The 13,642-nt window shown below is 72.2% G+C and carries 17 protein-coding genes and 1 tRNA gene; 11 read left to right on the top strand and 7 right to left on the bottom strand.

What is annotated here, in order from left to right:
• Window positions 1–132: 132 nt before the first annotated feature.
• Together ACFY3L_RS49915 and ACFY3L_RS49910 are read right to left on the bottom strand one after the other, a co-directional pair.
• Window positions 133–576: a DUF6232 family protein gene (locus ACFY3L_RS49915; protein WP_389341392.1), complete on the bottom strand. Its 444-nt coding sequence runs from the start codon at window positions 574–576 to the stop codon at window positions 133–135.
• 339 nt (window positions 577–915) lie between these two features.
• Window positions 916–1,923 carry a prephenate dehydrogenase/arogenate dehydrogenase family protein gene (locus ACFY3L_RS49910; protein ID WP_389341389.1) on the bottom strand — a complete coding sequence of 336 codons (1,008 nt, stop codon included), beginning with the start codon at window positions 1,921–1,923 and terminating at the stop codon, window positions 916–918.
• Between the two features lie 114 nt (window positions 1,924–2,037).
• Here ACFY3L_RS49910 and ACFY3L_RS49905 point away from each other — a divergent pair, with 114 nt between their 5' ends.
• The 5 genes from ACFY3L_RS49905 to ACFY3L_RS49885 all read left to right on the top strand — a co-directional run bounded on the left by ACFY3L_RS49905 (window position 2,038) and on the right by ACFY3L_RS49885 (window position 5,359).
• Window positions 2,038–3,195 carry a hypothetical protein gene (locus tag ACFY3L_RS49905; protein ID WP_389341386.1) on the top strand — a complete coding sequence of 386 codons (1,158 nt, stop codon included), beginning with the start codon at window positions 2,038–2,040 and terminating at the stop codon, window positions 3,193–3,195.
• Between the two features lie 76 nt (window positions 3,196–3,271).
• A complete protein-coding gene (locus ACFY3L_RS49900; RefSeq protein WP_389341383.1) occupies window positions 3,272–4,045 on the top strand; it encodes a hypothetical protein in 774 nt (257 codons plus the stop codon).
• 108 nt (window positions 4,046–4,153) lie between these two features.
• The gene (locus tag ACFY3L_RS49895; protein WP_389341380.1) at window positions 4,154–4,321 is read left to right on the top strand and encodes a hypothetical protein; all 168 of its coding nucleotides are present in this window, start codon (window positions 4,154–4,156) and stop codon (window positions 4,319–4,321) included.
• A 68-nt stretch (window positions 4,322–4,389) separates the two neighbouring features.
• Window positions 4,390–4,905, top strand: a complete 516-nt coding sequence (locus ACFY3L_RS49890) for a tRNA adenosine deaminase-associated protein (protein WP_389341377.1) — start codon at window positions 4,390–4,392, stop codon at window positions 4,903–4,905.
• Between the two features lie 28 nt (window positions 4,906–4,933).
• Entirely contained in the window at window positions 4,934–5,359 is a 426-nt protein-coding gene (locus tag ACFY3L_RS49885; protein ID WP_389341374.1) for a nucleoside deaminase, read from the top strand.
• 477 nt (window positions 5,360–5,836) lie between these two features.
• Here the strand turns inward: ACFY3L_RS49885 and ACFY3L_RS49880 are convergent, their stop codons facing one another.
• The 4 genes from ACFY3L_RS49880 to ACFY3L_RS49865 are packed head-to-tail and all read right to left on the bottom strand — an operon-like array spanning window position 5,837 to window position 8,715.
• On the bottom strand, window positions 5,837–6,271 hold the full coding sequence (locus ACFY3L_RS49880; protein ID WP_389341371.1) for an acyl-CoA thioesterase: 435 nt from the start codon (window positions 6,269–6,271) through the stop codon (window positions 5,837–5,839).
• Window positions 6,268–6,915 carry a TetR/AcrR family transcriptional regulator gene (locus ACFY3L_RS49875; protein ID WP_389341368.1) on the bottom strand — a complete coding sequence of 216 codons (648 nt, stop codon included), beginning with the start codon at window positions 6,913–6,915 and terminating at the stop codon, window positions 6,268–6,270. The genes ACFY3L_RS49880 and ACFY3L_RS49875 overlap by 4 nt, the downstream gene beginning before the upstream one ends.
• A 16-nt stretch (window positions 6,916–6,931) precedes the next feature.
• On the bottom strand, window positions 6,932–8,062 hold the full coding sequence (locus ACFY3L_RS49870; protein ID WP_389341365.1) for a sensor histidine kinase: 1,131 nt from the start codon (window positions 8,060–8,062) through the stop codon (window positions 6,932–6,934).
• A complete protein-coding gene (locus ACFY3L_RS49865) occupies window positions 8,059–8,715 on the bottom strand; it encodes a response regulator transcription factor (protein WP_389341362.1) in 657 nt (218 codons plus the stop codon). Before ACFY3L_RS49865 ends, ACFY3L_RS49870 begins: the two co-directional genes overlap by 4 nt.
• Window positions 8,716–8,803: 88 nt before the next feature.
• Between ACFY3L_RS49865 and ACFY3L_RS49860 the strand changes: the two genes are divergently transcribed.
• From ACFY3L_RS49860 to ACFY3L_RS49845, 4 genes are read left to right on the top strand one after another with little or no spacing between them, the layout of a single operon-like run.
• On the top strand, window positions 8,804–9,268 hold the full coding sequence (locus ACFY3L_RS49860) for a hypothetical protein (protein ID WP_389341359.1): 465 nt from the start codon (window positions 8,804–8,806) through the stop codon (window positions 9,266–9,268).
• Window positions 9,265–10,293, top strand: a complete 1,029-nt coding sequence (locus ACFY3L_RS49855; RefSeq protein WP_389341356.1) for a peptidoglycan-binding protein — start codon at window positions 9,265–9,267, stop codon at window positions 10,291–10,293. The genes ACFY3L_RS49860 and ACFY3L_RS49855 overlap by 4 nt, the downstream gene beginning before the upstream one ends.
• Window positions 10,290–10,940 carry an ABC transporter ATP-binding protein gene (locus ACFY3L_RS49850; RefSeq protein WP_389341353.1) on the top strand — a complete coding sequence of 217 codons (651 nt, stop codon included), beginning with the start codon at window positions 10,290–10,292 and terminating at the stop codon, window positions 10,938–10,940. Before ACFY3L_RS49855 ends, ACFY3L_RS49850 begins: the two co-directional genes overlap by 4 nt.
• Complete coding sequence (locus tag ACFY3L_RS49845; RefSeq protein WP_389341350.1) at window positions 10,937–12,145, top strand: ABC transporter permease; 1,209 nt, start codon at window positions 10,937–10,939, stop codon at window positions 12,143–12,145. The genes ACFY3L_RS49850 and ACFY3L_RS49845 overlap by 4 nt, the downstream gene beginning before the upstream one ends.
• Here ACFY3L_RS49845 and deoD read toward each other — a convergent pair.
• The gene (gene deoD, locus ACFY3L_RS49840) at window positions 12,138–12,845 is read right to left on the bottom strand and encodes a purine-nucleoside phosphorylase (RefSeq protein ID WP_389341347.1); all 708 of its coding nucleotides are present in this window, start codon (window positions 12,843–12,845) and stop codon (window positions 12,138–12,140) included. The genes ACFY3L_RS49845 and deoD overlap by 8 nt on opposite strands.
• A 67-nt stretch (window positions 12,846–12,912) precedes the next feature.
• Here deoD and ACFY3L_RS49835 point away from each other — a divergent pair.
• Window positions 12,913–12,999: transfer RNA gene (locus ACFY3L_RS49835), tRNA-Ser, on the top strand.
• A 190-nt stretch (window positions 13,000–13,189) separates the two neighbouring features.
• Window positions 13,190–13,549 (top strand): hypothetical protein, encoded by a 360-nt coding sequence (locus ACFY3L_RS49830; protein WP_389341344.1) that lies wholly within the window; start codon window positions 13,190–13,192, stop codon window positions 13,547–13,549.
• Window positions 13,550–13,642 lie beyond the last annotated feature (93 nt).

The raw sequence follows: 13,642 nt of genomic DNA, 5'->3' as shown, positions 1-13,642 counted from the left end.
CCACCTATTTTTGTGCTTTTTGATTGTTTGTGCTTGGTTTTAATCCCTATTTATGGTCAACCCGGGGCCAAAAGGCCCGGGTTGGGGCCGCCTGCTTTTTCAAACCCGCGGGCGCCACGATCCAACAGGCCACTAGAGGGCCTGGTCGAGCCTCCGGAACGCCTCGTCGAAGCCGGCCAGATCGCGCCGGTCCATGCTGCGGGAACGGGCCTCGAACGCGCGCATCAGAGCCCGCTTGACCTGACCGAACACGAGCATGTCCGAGGAACTGAACAACGTGACCCGCACGCCCAGGTGGTGGCCCACCAGGTGCAGCGTCCGGGGTGTGAGCGCCCGCGACGTCGAGCCGACCATCGGCGGCGCGACGATCGCGGCGAACGCGAACAGAAACTCGCCGGCCGAATCGATCAACGGCCAGGCGACGAGCACCGCGAGGACAGCAAGAACTCCGAGCACCATGAGAACGATCCGGGCCGGATGCATCGAACCGCGGACGACGTGCACCCCCTGCACCTCGTCCAGCACGTACACCTGCGGCTCCGGCGACCAGAGGACGAAGATCTCCTCAGTGATCATCAGGTCGGGACCTCGGTAATACACCGTCGCTGACATTGCTCCCCCTCCCTCTTCGGGCAAGTCATCGCGGTCGTCCGTGCTGCGAGGCATTCAACGGGTCCCCATCCGCATGCGAATCGCCCGCGCAGTCAGAGTCGGCTGTCGATCACATTCCCGGCCCCCACCGGAGACTCTGGCCGTCCATCCGCCTCATCAGTATGGATGAGGCGTCTCACAGATCGCCAGACTTCAACCTGCCATATCGCAGATTGACGTACAACGAGTGGCCGTCAAGCAACCAGCTGCGTACGGACGGTTACAGAGAGATGTACCAGAGAACGACCCCGGAGGAGGGCGGGATCAAAGAGCCGGGCGGACGGCACGCACAGTCTTGCCGTCGTCGGCGACGGCGGAGACCCAGCCGCCGACCCGCCCCAGCCGCAGCAGGACGTCGGCCCGGGCCGGAAGGTCGGCGGTCTCGCCCGGCGTGGGCGGCCAGGCCTGCCGGGCCGCGTGGCCGGGCGTCAGCCACGGCACCAGGGTGGTGATCGGGTCCGCACCGTCGAGGGCGGCCCGCGCCGCGGCCAGGTCGGCGAGCACCGCGTCGAGCGCGTCCAGGACCGCCTCCGCATTGCCGCCGCACATGGCCGCGGTCAGCTCGGGGCGGGCGGCGGCGACCCGGGTGCCGTCGCGGAACGAGCCGGCGCCGAGCGTGCCCGCCAGCGGGTCGGTGCCGATCCGGGCCGCGACGGCGGCGGCGACCAGGTGCGGGACGTGGGAGATCGTCGCGACCGCTCGGTCGTGCTCCTCGGCGGTGGCCGGGACGACCCGGGCGCCGAGCCCGGTGACGAGCGCGGCGAGCTCGATCCAGTCACGCAGACCGGCGCCGTCCTCCTCCAGGCACAGCACCCAGGCGCAGCCGTCGAAGAGGCGCGGGTCCGCGGCGGTGAACCCGGAGGTCTCGCGGCCGGCCATGGGGTGACCGCCGATGAACGTTGCGAGGGACTGCCCGCCGGTGCGGAGCCGGTCGAGGGCGAGGTCGCGGACGGGGCCCTTGACGGAGGTGACGTCGGTGACGACGCCGACGTACGCCAGCGACGCCAGCTCGTCGAAGACACCCCCGACGGCTGGGAGCGGCACGGCGACGATCGCGAGGTCGGCGTCGCGGACGGCGTCGGCGACCGTGGCGGTGACGTGCCAGCGGGCGTCGGCGGGCGCCTGGGCCGCGGCGGTGCGGGCGGTCGCCCTGGTGGCGGGGTCGGCGTCGTAGCCGGTGGCACGGTGCCCACGCGCCGCGAGGGCGCGTAGGACCGATCCGCCGATCAGTCCGAGGCCGATCACCGCCACGTTCAACGTCGCATCGCGCACTGCGGAACTCTCGCACACCCGCCGATCACCCGTTCGGCTCGGGACGACCACCGAACAGTCTTAAGGCGAAGATTCAGGCCGATTTGGGCGGTTACAACCCGTTAGCGTGCTTGCATGCGACTTTTCCGGCAATTCGTGAGGACCGCCCTCGTGGCGGCGGCCGCCACGGCGGTCTACGGGCTCTCCGGCGGCGGCCAGGCGCACGCCGCAGTGGTCGAGAAGACCCCGCTGCTGTCACCGTCGTTCGACGGCACCGTCTGGGCCGTGGCCTACTCCTCCGACGGCGGGACCGTCTACGTCGGAGGATCGTTCAGCAAGGCGATCGTCAATGGAAAGAGCATCGCGCGGAGCCGGCTCGCGGCGATCAACACCCGCACCGGCGCGCTGCTGGACTGGGCCCCCGTCGCCGACAACACGGTCCGGGCACTGGCGGTCAACGGTAACTCTGTGTATGCGGCCGGTGACTTCTCGAAGGTCGCGGGAGTCAAGCGAGACTCGCTCGCCGAGCTCGACGCGACCACCGGCACGGTGAACGCGTTCAGCCACGAGGTGTCCGGCACGCCGGTCACGCTCGGGGTCGGCAGCGGCCGCCTGTACATCGGCGGCAAGTTCAGCACGATCGACACGACCAAACGGACCAACCTCGCCGCGTTCAGCCTCGCGACGGGCGAGCTCGACGCGGGTTGGGCGCCGACCACCGACGACAAGGTGGAGGCGCTCGCCGTGACGAGCAGCCGGGTGTACCTCGGCGGCTCCTTCCACAAGACCAACGGGGTCAGCAACGCCTTGCGGCTCACCGCGGTCGACTCGGTGGACGGCAAGCTGGACAAGACCTTCATGCCGCGGCCGTCGGCCATCGTGCTGGCGCTGGCGGTCGGCCCGGACGGCGTCTACGCGGGCATAGGTGGGCAGGGCGGACGTGCGGTCGCCTACACCACCGCCGGCAAGGCCAGGTGGACCCGGGTCTTCGACGGCGACGTCCAGGCGGTCACGGTGCTCGACGGCGTCGCGTACGTCGGCGGGCACTACGACAAGGCGTGCACCACGAGCAGCAACGGCGCGCAGGGCGCGTGCACCGACGGGTCGGTGTCGAGGGTGAAACTCGCCGCGATCGACGACCGCGGCAAGCTGCTCGACTGGGCGCCGCAGGGCAACGGCGTCGCAGGGGTGCGGGCCATGGCCGCCAACCAGGCGCTCGGCCAGGTCGTCGCCGGCGGCGAGTTCACCACCATCGGCGGCGTGACGCAGAAGCGGATCGCACTGTTCAACTGAAGTTCGAGACCAGACATCGGTAGGTCGCTGCGCAGCCCGGTCGTCCCTCTGGGACGGCCGGGCTAAGCTCTTTTTCGTGGCAGTGAACGAGTCGCCGTGGAGCTCGCCGGACGCGTCGCGCCCCGTGAGCCCGGCACCGGCGTTGCCCAGCAGCCCCGCGACCTCGGCACCCGGGTTGCCCAGCGGCCCCGCGACCTCGGCACCCGGGTTGCCCAGCGGCCCCGCGACCTCAGCACCCGGGTTGCCCAGTGGTGCCGGGGCCCCGGCACCAGGGCTGCCCAGCGGCCCCCGGCCGGTCGCGCCGGGGTTGCACAGCAGCTCCCATCCCGTCCCGCCGCCCCCGCACGGGGCGCCGGGCCTCACGGCCGGCCGGCCGTGGCCGGGCGCCAGTGGGCCGCCGGTCATCGGTCCCCCGCCGCGTCTGAACGCCGGCGGTCCGCCGGTCGTCGGCCCGCCACCGCGCCTGAGCGCCACCCGCCCGCTCACCCCCGCCGCGTCCTATGGCGCCTGGCAGGGCGTGCTGCGGCCGCCGCCGTTCGTGGTCACCCATGGGCCGCCCCGGCCCACGTACCGTGAGCCGCTGCCGGTCCGCAGCCCGATGGTCACCGCCGGCGCCGGCGCGGGGGCCGCCTGGATGCTGCTGTTCGGCCTGCTCGCCACGGGCGCCCGCGGCTACATCTGGCTGACGGTGATCGCCGGGGTGCTCGCCTGGGCAGCGTCGTTCATCCTTGCGAGGTTCGGCGACCGGGGTGTCGCCGTCGGTGTGGCGATCTCCAGCGGCATCGCCGTGGCGATCGCCGGCATCGTCGTGGCGTACCGGCTGGCGGGCGGCGACTGGGTCCTGTGGTGAGGCGCGGGCACCGCTGAGAAGCGTCGACCGAACACGTTCGGTAGCTGGCACAAGGACTTTTCCCGCACAGTCTTGACGTGGATTGCGGCGAGGATCACTCTCAGCAACATGGCTTTGAGGCTGCAGCGGCTCGATCCTGAGCGGCGTCGTCGGCGGCTCGCGCTGCTGGTCGAGCTCGCGGACGCGAAGGCGCTTCGCGAGCGGCTCCATCCACGCCGTCTCCGCGCCGACCGGATCCGCGAGCTCATCGCGAATCGCCGACGACTCGCCGACTAGCCCTGCGCCAACCGCCGATCTGCTCGAATAGTGTTCTCGGGTAACGACGAACACCGACCGGGGGGACCGTGTCGCACTTCGCTGCCGCTGTCACACGCGGCTCCAAGAGCTGGGCCGCGGCCGAGCTCGATCTCAGTGGCGTCGCCGACGTCGAGGAGGTCACCGAACGCCTACGCGACACCGACCCGGACGCGACGGTGTCACTGCTGTTCGTCGAGTCCGACGACGCGTATCTGGTGATCCTCCGCCTCGACGACGGCGAGGATCTGCGGATCTTCGGCTCCGACTCCATCTTCGCCACCGAGTCGCGCCTCGGCGCCATCCTCCTCGGCGACATCGAGGAGCAGCTGCCGGAGATCGTCGACGAGGAGGTCGACACCGACGAAGATGACGAGGAGCGGCCGTCGGCCGAGCCCGACATCGAGCCCGTCGGCGATCCCGAGCTCCTCGCCGACCTGGGGCTGCCCGGCGGGCGGCTGCTGGAGCTGTGCGCCCAGGAGGGCATGCTCCCGGCCGACCTCACCGCGGAGATCTGCCAGGCGATCGGTGCCGGCGACGAGATCGAAGAGCTGCGCGAGGCCTGAGGCGTTGCGCCAGCGCTGGGAGCCGGCGATGCGGCGGGCCCTGGCGGTCGCCGCGTCAGCCGGCGCCGACGTGCCGATCGGGGCGGTCGTCCTCGGCCCCGACGGCACGGAGCTCGGCGCCGCCCACAACGAGCGGGAGGCCACCGGCGACCCGACCGCGCACGCCGAGATCCTGGCGCTGCGCCGCGCCGCCGTGCGCCTCGGCGCCTGGCGGCTGGAGGACTGCGCCCTGGTGGTCACCGTCGAGCCGTGCACGATGTGCGCCGGCGCCCTCGTGCTCGCCAGGATCGGCACCGTGGTCTTCGGCGCGTGGGAGCCCAAGACCGGCGCCGTGGGCTCCCTGTGGGACGTCCTCCGCGACCGCCGCCAGACCCACCGTCCGGAGGTGTTGGCAGGTGTACTGGCAGCAGAGTCCGCGACCCTGCTCCGCACGTTCTTCCACGACCAACGCTGAGGGCTTCCACGACCAGCGCCGAGAGCTCCCACGACCAGCGCCGAGGGCTCCCACGGCCAACGCCAAGGCTCCCACGGCCAGCGCCGAGGGCTCCCACGGCCAGCGCCGCGCCGCCGCGAGCCGCTGCGCGTCCGGCGCCGGTGCGGACTTGGACAGGATGTAGACCAGCACGGTGCGGTAGAGCAGACCGATGTCGCCGCGCAGCTCGGAGAAGGTGCTGAGGCTGTCCACGTGGTGCGCCTCGATCGTGCGCACGCCGCTGCGCATGCCGAGCATCGTGGTCAGCGACGCGGTGCCGATGACGGGCGCCGCCAGGGCGACGACACCGACCACGAGAGCGTTGCGCGCGTTGAGGCCGCAGTCCGCCAGCAGGCCGGTGAGCCGTCCCCGCGGCACGGTCACCTGGATGCCGGCCCGACGCTGCATCGTGAGGAGCCTTCCGTCCGGCGGATATGACGGACGGATCGGCGACGACGCTCAGGAACTGAGCAAGGTGCTCGCGTGGGCGCGGGCGTCCTCGCTCCACGGCGCGGGGCGGAGCGTGCGCGGGTCGAGCTTCACGTTGACGCGCCGGCCCTCCGCGTGGACGGTCAGGCCGTCGGCGGACAGGATGCGGAAGCGGTAGACGGCGCTCGTCTCGCCGAGCGTCTCGATCCAGAAGTGGACGCCGATCTCGCCGGTGCCGCGGACGGGTGCCTTGTAGGAGATCGAATACTCCGCGACGGCGTGCATCACGTCCGACGTGGTCGGCCGGCCGCCGGCGTAGGAGTGGCCGCGATCGGCCCACCACTGCGACAGGGCCCGCTCCAGGAACACCGCGTAGCGGGCGTTGTGCACGATGCCCATCGCGTCGAGGTCGTCGAAGTGCACGACGAACGGGGCGACGTGGCCGGGCAGCACGGCAGCGGTCATTGCGATCCTCCAGGGACGGAATCCAGGTGCGGGACCAGGGCCAGGGCGCGCAGCCGCTCCAGGGCGGCCGTCCGCGCGTACGTGTAGATCTCCTCCGCCCGCAGCAGCCGCGACTCGTAGACCGCCGCGGTGCCCAGCGCGTTGAGCTCGAACGCGAGCCGCGGCGGGTGGACGTCGGCGGGCAGCTCGCCGAGCTCGACCGCCTCGGTGATCAGCCGCTCCAGCAGGGTGTGCCAGGCGGCGAGGGCGGCACTCAGCGCGTCGCGGACGCTGCCTGGCCGGACCGTGAACTCGAACTGCGCGTTGGTGAAGAAGCAGCCGCCGGGCAGCGCGCCGCCCGCCATGTCGGCGAGCCGGCTCTCCTGCAGTGCCCACAGCCGGCGGATGCCGCGCGGGGCCCGCAGCGCCGGTCGCACGACCACCTCGGTGAAGCGCTGCTCCGCGTGGGCGACGGCGGCGAGCTGCAGCTCCTCCTTCGTCGACCAGTGCGCGAACAGGCCCGACTTGCTGACTCCGGCCCGCTCCGCGAGCTGGCTGAACGAGAGCCCGTCGAGCCCGGACTCGGTCGCCAGGGCGACCGCGACGTCGAGGGTCGCGGTGCGGGCGCGTTCGCCGCGCGCCAGGCGGCCGTCGACGGTAGGCATGCCCCGACGGTACCAACTAAACGACCGACCGATCGGTTAGTTTGTGTGTGGGCAGGGTCACCGTGACGATGAGCCCCCCGCCGTCGCGGGGGCGCGCGTCGACCCGCCCGCCGTGCGCGACCGCGACCGAGCGCACGATCGACAGCCCCAGCCCCGTCCCCTGGGCGGAGCCGGTGCGCCCGCGCAGCCGCCGGAACGGCTCGAACAGCCGCGGCACCTCGTAGGCGGGGATCGCCGGGCCGGTGTTCTCCACCACGAGCTCGACCCGCGCGCCGGTCGTCCGGGTCCGGACCCACACCGCGCCGTCCGGCACGTTGTAGGCCACCGCGTTGTCGACGAGGTTCTGCACGATCCGCTCCACCAGCACGGGGTCACCGACCGTCACGGCGGGCTCCAGCTGGAGGTCGCCGGAGAGACCGGCCGTGACGTGCCGGGCGATCTCCGCCACGTCGACGGGCTCGTGCACGGTCAGCGCCTGTTCGGAGGCGACCAGGGTGAGCAGCCCGTCGATCAGCCGCTCGTGCCGCGCGTTGACCGCGAGCAGCGTCTCCCCGAGGTGTACGAGCTCCGGCGGGGGCGACGGACGGCCCAGCGCCACCTCGATCAGCGTGCGGTTGATGGTCAGCGGCGTGCGGAGCTCGTGCGACGCGCTCGCCACGAAGCGCCGCTGCCCGTCGAACGCGCCGTCGAGGCGCTCCAGCATCGAGTCGAACGTGTCCGCCAGCTCCTTGATCTCGTCGGCCGGCCCCTGCAGCGCGATCCGCTCGTGCAGGCTGCCGCCGGCCACCCGGCGTGCCGTCTCGGTGATCCGCCCGACCGGCCGCAGCGCCCGCTCCGCCATCAGCCAGCCGAACCCGACGCCGATCACCGTCACCACGCCGAGCGCGATCGCGCCCTGGGTGATCAGCGTGTCGAGGGTGTCCTGCTCGATCCGCGCCTGGCGGGCCTGCAACTGCGCGATGAACTGGTTGATCTCAACGTCGCCGAACTTGATCTCCGCCGGCAGGTCCGCGGCCGTGCCCGCGCCGCGCTGGTGGATGTTCTGCTTCACGAGGATGTACGTGACGCCGAGCAGGATCGCCCCACCGAGGAGGAAGAGCACGCCGTACAGGACGGTCAGCCGCGTCCTGATCCCGAGATTGCTCATCGGATCTGGTACCCCACGCCGGCCACCGTCTCGATCACCGGTGGGTCGCCGAGCTTGCGCCGCAGCGTCATCACCGTCACCCGCAGCACGTTGGTGAACGGGTCGATGTGCTCGTCCCAGGCGCGTTCGAGGAGCTGCTCGGCGCTGAGCACGGCGCCGCCGGCCCGCAGCAGCTCCTCCAGGACCGCGAACTCCTTGCGGGTCAGCGCCACGAAGTGCCCGGCGCGGAACACCTCCCGCCGGTTGGGGTCCAGGCGCAGGTCGCCGCGCTCCAGCACCGGCGGGGTCGCCGCCCTGGCCCGCCGGCCGAGCGCCCGGACCCGCGCGACCAGCTCGGCGAACGCGAACGGCTTGCCGAGGTAGTCGTCGGCGCCGAGCGACAGCCCGTCGACCCGGTCGAGGACGGCGGAGGCGGCCGTCAGCATCAGGATCCGGGTCTCCGGCAGCTCAGCGCTCACCCACCGGCAGACGTCGTCGCCGCCGACCGACGGCAGGTCCCGGTCGAGGATCAGCACGTCGTACTCGTTGACCCCGAGCCGCTCCAGCGCGCCGTCGCCGTCGTAGGCGACGTCGACCGCGAACGACTCCCGGCGCAGCCCCTCGGCGACCGCGTCGGCCAGCAGCTGCTCGTCCTCGACCACCAGTACCCGCACGCGATCCATGGTGCCCGTCCGCCGCATAAGCCCGGGATAAGCCCGTAGGTTCACGACCCGCTTATCGCGGAAGGCGTCTGCTGCTCGCATGAGACGAATCCTGCTGACGACGGCGCTGCTGCTGGCCGCCTGCTCGTCCACCACCGGCCCGTCCGTGGCCACGGCGGGCGGCGGCGCCGCCGCGTCCGCGTCGCCGTCCATCAGCCAGGCCGAGGCCAACCGGCAGTTCGCGCAGTGCATGCGGGAGCACGGCGTCGACGTGCCCGACCCGGGCCCTGACGGAAAGCTGGAGTTCGGCCCGGGCGTGGACCGCGCCAAGGTCACCGAGGCGATGCCGGCCTGCCAGCGGCTGCTGCCCAACGGCGGCACCCTGAGCGACCTCACGCCCGAGCAGCTCGAGCAGGCCCGCCGGTTCGCCGGATGCATGCGCGAGCACGGCATCGACATGCCCGACCCCGACCCCGCGACGGGCGTCGGCGACATGCTCGCACTCGCCGGCAAGCCCGGCTTCCAGGAGGCTGCCAACGCGTGCAAGGGGGTCGTGGGCCGGTGAGGCGCACCCTGCTGATCGCCCTGCCCGTCCTCGCGCTCGCCGGCGCCGGCGGGTGGGTGCTGCTCGACCGCGACCCGGCGCCGGCCGCGGACCGGCCCCCGGCGGCCACCACGAGGATCACCCGCGGGACGCTCACCGAGACCGAGGACGTCGACGGGACCCTCGACTTCGGCCCCGCGACCACCGTGGTCGGCCGGCTGCCCGGCATGGTCACCGGCCTGCCCGCGGAGGGGGCCGTCGTCGAGCGCGGCCAGCCGCTGCTGCGGGTCGACGGTCTGCCGGTGCTGCTCATGTACGACGCGGCGCCGCTGCACCGGTCGCTTCGTGCGGGCGACTCGGGCGCGGACGTCGCGGCGTTCGAGCGCAACCTCTCGGCCCTCGGGTACAAGGGGTTCACGGCCGACGACACCTACACGTCCTCGACGGCGTCGGCGGTGCGGGACTGGCAGAAGCGGCTCGGCCTGCCCGAGACCGGCGTCGTCGAGCTGGGCCGGGTCGTCATGGCGCCCGGGCCGGTCCGGGTCGGCGCCGTCAAGGCCCACCTCGGCGACGACGCCACCGGCCCGCTCCTGGAGTGGACCGGGCGGACCCGGCAGGTCACGGTCAGGCTCGACGTCACCAAGCAGCGCCTCGCCTCGGTCGGCGACCAGGCCACCGTCAAGCTGCCCGACGGCGCCACCGTGCCCGGGACCATCACCGCGATCGGCGCCGTCGCCACGGCACAGCCGGGGCCGCCGCCGGTCGTGACCGTCGACGTGACCGTGACGCTGCCGTCCCAGGATGCGCTCGGCGCCTACTCGTCGGCGCCCGTCGACGTCACGCTGGTCTCGCAGCGGCGCGACGGCGTGCTCATCGTGCCGGTGGGGGCGCTGGTCGCGCTCGCCGAGGGCGGCTACGGGCTGCAGATCGTCGACGGTGCCGCGATGCGCACGGTCGCCGTCACCACCGGACTGTTCGCCGGCGGCAGGGTCGAAATCTCGGGCCCCGACGTCCGCGAAGGGCTCACCGTCGGGACCGTCGGATGATCCGCCTGGAGGACGTGCGGAAGTCGTACACCGGCGGCATCACGGCACTGGACGGCGTGTCACTGTCCGTCGAGGCGGGCGAGATGCTCGCGATCGTGGGTCCGTCCGGCTCCGGGAAGTCGACGATGCTCAACCTCATCGGCACGCTGGACCGGCCGACCAGCGGCTCGGTCGTGATCGACGGCCTCGACGTCGGGACGCTCTCCGACGACCGGCTGTCACGGCTGCGCGCGACGACGATCGGCTTCGTCTTCCAGCAGTTCCACCTGGCGGCCGGCGTGCGCGCGGTCGACATCGTCGCCGACGGGCTGCTCTATGCCGGGGTCGGGCTCCCTGAGCGGCGCCGGCGGGCGTTGTCGTCGCTGGAGCGCGTCGGGCTCGGGCATCGGGTCACGCATCGGCCGCACGAGCTGTCCGGTGGCGAGCGGCAGCGGGTCGCCATCGCCCGGGCCGTCGTCGGCGGGCCGGCGCTGCTGCTGGCCGACGAGCCGACCGGCAACCTGGACTCGGCGGCCGGCGGCGCGATCCTGCGGCTGCTGCTCGACCTTCACGCGGACGGCACCACCGTCGTGGTGATCACCCACGACCTGGACATCGCGGCCGCCCTGCCCCGCCGGGTGCGGATGCGCGACGGGAGGATCCTGTGAGGCTCTCGTTCCTGAATGTCGTGCGCGCGGGCGCCGCCAGGCTCTCGTTCCTGGATGCTGTGCGCGTGGGCACCGCCGGGCTCCGGACGCGGCCGTTGCGGGTGGTGCTGTCGGCGCTGGGCATCGCGATCGGGATCGCGGCGATGGTGGCCGTGGTGGGGATCTCCACGTCGAGCCGGGCTTCGCTGGACCGGTCCCTGGATGCCCTGGGCACCAATCTCCTGACCGTCGGCCCGGGGAAGTCGTTCTTCGGCGAGGATTCGCACCTGCCGTCGACGGCGCCGGCGATGGTGTCCCGGATCGGGCCGGTGACCTCGGTGTCCTCCACCGGGCGGGTCGCGTCCGCGCGGGTGTACCGGACGGATCGCATCCCCGCCTCGTCGACGGGCGGCATCGCCGTCCTGGCGGCGTCACCTTCGCTGCCGTCCACCGTGGGCGCCTCGCTGGCCTCGGGCTCGTGGCTCGGCTCCGGCTCCGCGCCCGTGGTGGTGCTGGGCTCGCGGGCGGCGTCCCTGCTCGGCGTCGCCTCCCCCGGGCTGCGCGTGTGGCTGGGAGCGCGCTGGTTCACCGTCGTGGGGGTGCTGTCGCCGGTACCGCTGGCGCCCGCGCTGGACACGGCGGCGCTCATCAGCTGGTCGGCGGCCTCCCTGCTCGACTTCGACGGCTACCCGACCACGATCTACGCCCGCGCCCGCCCGGACGCCGTGACCGCGGTGGCGGCGGTCCTCGCCGCCACCGCGAACCCTTCGGCCCCCAACGAGGTGCAGGTCTCCCGGCCCTCCGACGCCCTGGCCGCCCGCGCCGCCGTGGACCGGGCGTTCACCGGGCTGCTGCTCGGCCTCGGCGCGGTGGCGCTGCTGGTCGGCGGGGTCGGCGTCGCCAACACGATGGTCATCTCCGTGCTGGAACGCCGGGCCGAGATCGGCCTGCGCCGGGCCCTGGGCGCCCGCCGCGGGCAGATCCGGCTGCAGTTCCTCACCGAGTCGCTGCTGCTGTCGCTGCTGGGCGGCCTGGGCGGCGCGCTGCTGGGCGTTCTGGTGACGCTCGGGTATGCCGTCGTGCGGTCGTGGCCCGCGGTGGTCCCGCTCTGGGCCGTCGGCGGCGGGCTGCTCGCCACGCTGGTCGTCGGCGGGCTGGCCGGGCTGTTTCCCGCGATGCGGGCCGCCCGGCTCTCGCCCACGCTCGCCCTGGTCTCGGCTACTTGACGATCGCCTCGAGGGCGATCTCGACCATCTGGCTGAACGTCTGCTCCCGCTCCTGCGCCGAGGTCCGCTCGCCCGTCTTGATGTGGTCGCTGACCGTCAGCAGCGTCAGCGCCTTCGCCTGGAACCGCGCGGCGATCGTGTACAGCGCCGCCGACTCCATCTCGACGGCCAGCACACCGTAGTCGGCGAGCTTGTCGTACAGGTCGGGCCGGTCCGTGTAGAACGCGTCGGCGGCCAGGATCGGCCCGACCCGCATGGTGATGCCCCTGGCCTCGGCCACGTCGACCGCCGAGCGCAGCAGCCCGAAGTCCGCGACCGGCGCGTAGTCGATCAGCCCGTCGAACCTGGCCCGGTTCATGTTCGAGTCGGTGCTCGACCCGATCGCCGCCACCACGTCCCGCAACCGCAGCGAATCGACCAGCGCCCCGCAGCTCCCCACCCTGATCAGCGACTTCACCCCGTAGTCGTTGATCAGCTCATGCGCGTAGATGCTGGCCGACGGCATCCCCATCCCGGACCCCTGAACGCTGACCCGCGTCCCCCGGAACATCCCCGTGTACCCGAACATGTTCCGCACCGTCGAGTAACACGATGCCCCCTCCAGGAACGTCTCGGCGATCCACTTGGCCCGCAGGGGGTCCCCCGGCATCAGGACAAGTTCGGCGATGTCGCCCGGCTCGGCGCCAATGTGCGTGCTCATGCCCCCGATCCTGCCAAACGGCCATCCCCCGCGCGGACGCGGATGGGCATCGGGTAGCCTTCTCGGCGGTGGCGTGTCCGAGTGGCCTAAGGAGCACGCCTCGAAAGCGTGTGAAGGTGCAAGCCTTCCCGGGGTTCGAATCCCCGCGCCACCGCACCTCGGCCAGCGCGAACGCCCGGCTCGTCCTCTCGGACGGCGCCGGGCGTTCGGCGTTCCAGTCTCATGTCGTCTCAGTTGCGGCGGATCGATCGCACACAGCGGGCGTCCACGCTCTGTACTGCAACCCGGCGCCTATCGCGCGTCCACCGGGGTCCAGGACAGCCGCACGGCCAGTCGAGAACTCCGTGATCTTGTTTGATCGAGGCCTGATCTCGCAGCAGGGGACACGTGGCACGACGACCTGCCGACATTCAGACGGCAGGACGTTCGAGCCGGACGAGGATCTCTTCACACTGGCCCGACTCGACGACCAGCCCGCCCACGAGGCCGGTCCCGCAGCCGACGCACCCGCCAACAACGAGCAGCTCGTGCTGAGCGTTCTCTCGGACACGGAGCTGTCGCGTATGGACATCGAGGAGCGCACAGGCTTGAAGGCTCATCAGGTGCTACGCGCGCTGCAGTCGCTGCGCGATCGCGGCTTGGTTCGCATGATCGGCCAGCCTCGATCACGAAGTGCGCGCTACATCGCAACGACGCCCAGTTGATGTTGCTGCGGTGGTGAGCATGGTGGCCAACCAGCGCCGATGGCCAGTCTCAGCGGCAGCAGGCTCCGCGCTTCACTACGCATAACCGCAATT

The organism is Dactylosporangium sp. NPDC000521, from assembly GCF_042898305.1.
Lineage (GTDB): Bacteria > Actinomycetota > Actinomycetes > Mycobacteriales > Micromonosporaceae > Dactylosporangium.
The sequence above is the reverse complement of the archived record's forward strand: the minus strand, read 5'-3'. Positions and strand labels throughout refer to the sequence as shown.

What these genes read in the sequence shown, in the direction of transcription:
- ACFY3L_RS49915 (WP_389341392.1), bottom strand. Translation starts at nt 576, where the DNA reads ATGATCACTGAGGAGATCTTCGTCCTCTGGTCGCCGGAGCCGCAGGTG.
- ACFY3L_RS49905 (WP_389341386.1), top strand. Translation starts at nt 2,038, where the DNA reads ATGCGACTTTTCCGGCAATTCGTGAGGACCGCCCTCGTGGCGGCGGCC.
- ACFY3L_RS49895 (WP_389341380.1), top strand. Translation starts at nt 4,154, where the DNA reads ATGGCTTTGAGGCTGCAGCGGCTCGATCCTGAGCGGCGTCGTCGGCGG.
- ACFY3L_RS49885 (WP_389341374.1), top strand. Translation starts at nt 4,934, where the DNA reads ATGCGGCGGGCCCTGGCGGTCGCCGCGTCAGCCGGCGCCGACGTGCCG.
- ACFY3L_RS49880 (WP_389341371.1), bottom strand. Translation starts at nt 6,271, where the DNA reads ATGACCGCTGCCGTGCTGCCCGGCCACGTCGCCCCGTTCGTCGTGCAC.
- ACFY3L_RS49875 (WP_389341368.1), bottom strand. Translation starts at nt 6,915, where the DNA reads ATGCCTACCGTCGACGGCCGCCTGGCGCGCGGCGAACGCGCCCGCACC.
- ACFY3L_RS49870 (WP_389341365.1), bottom strand. Translation starts at nt 8,062, where the DNA reads ATGAGCAATCTCGGGATCAGGACGCGGCTGACCGTCCTGTACGGCGTG.
- ACFY3L_RS49860 (WP_389341359.1), top strand. Translation starts at nt 8,804, where the DNA reads ATGAGACGAATCCTGCTGACGACGGCGCTGCTGCTGGCCGCCTGCTCG.
- ACFY3L_RS49850 (WP_389341353.1), top strand. Translation starts at nt 10,290, where the DNA reads ATGATCCGCCTGGAGGACGTGCGGAAGTCGTACACCGGCGGCATCACG.
- deoD (WP_389341347.1), bottom strand. Translation starts at nt 12,845, where the DNA reads ATGAGCACGCACATTGGCGCCGAGCCGGGCGACATCGCCGAACTTGTC.